Source organism: Streptosporangium vulgare (assembly GCF_042428775.1).
Taxonomy (GTDB): Bacteria; Actinomycetota; Actinomycetes; order Streptosporangiales; family Streptosporangiaceae; genus Streptosporangium; species Streptosporangium vulgare.
In genome coordinates this window covers 1-696 of sequence record NZ_JBHMBS010000138.1, presented here as the reverse complement: position 1 = coordinate 696, position 696 = coordinate 1, and the positions used below count along the sequence as shown (strand labels likewise).

General features: G+C 48.9%; 1 protein-coding gene. It reads right to left on the bottom strand.

The genetic code is table 11. From position 1 onward, the window contains the following. Window positions 1-696, bottom strand: a 696-nt coding sequence (locus ACFFRH_RS44860; RefSeq protein ID WP_512701143.1) for a hypothetical protein, incomplete at both ends; no start/stop codon positions are given.

Below are 696 nucleotides of genomic sequence, written 5' to 3'. Positions count from 1 at the left end.
AAACGGTTGCCATCGGGTTTCAGTACTGCAAGCGGTCCGGTAAGTTGGGCCCATGCTTCTTTCAGCCATGTATTGATAATATCAATAGTTGCCGCATTGACGGTTTTGAATCCAGCCCCCAGCATCAGCAACTTCGCTAAACGATGGGATACGTTGCCATTACGAATTTGAGGCCAGCGTCTGTTCTGATTATCTTCAGGATCTTTTGATTCCGGGTTACGGACGAATTTTGATGAAAAACGGCTACCAATCCAGTTTTTCAGCTCATCATCCAGCTGTGTGAAGTTGCTCTCGCGAACGTAATGATCCAACGTAACCTTGAGAAAATCGCGCCAGTCATCCAGCGTTAATCCTTTTTCCTGCCAGTGCAAGGGGCTCTTATGTATTTTCTCCAGCCCCTGGTAACCAACCTGAACCAGCCCCTGTGTTTCCAGGCTGTTAGTCCGTTTAGGGCGACGCATGAATTCCCGGAACAACAACATTTCAGAAAGCTTAAGGGGGCCGCCGTTTTCATTAACCACTTCAGGCTTAAGATAATGGTTATATTGCAGAACCGGCCCGCGGATATCGGCTCTCTCTTTAAGCCCGTTAACCATCTCCGTCCAGGTTCGGGATACCAGGATAGTCGCGGCTTTCCCACCGGTTGCAGCCTGATAAGCCTGTTCAAGCTGTTCAGCCTGTGCTTGTGACAATTTC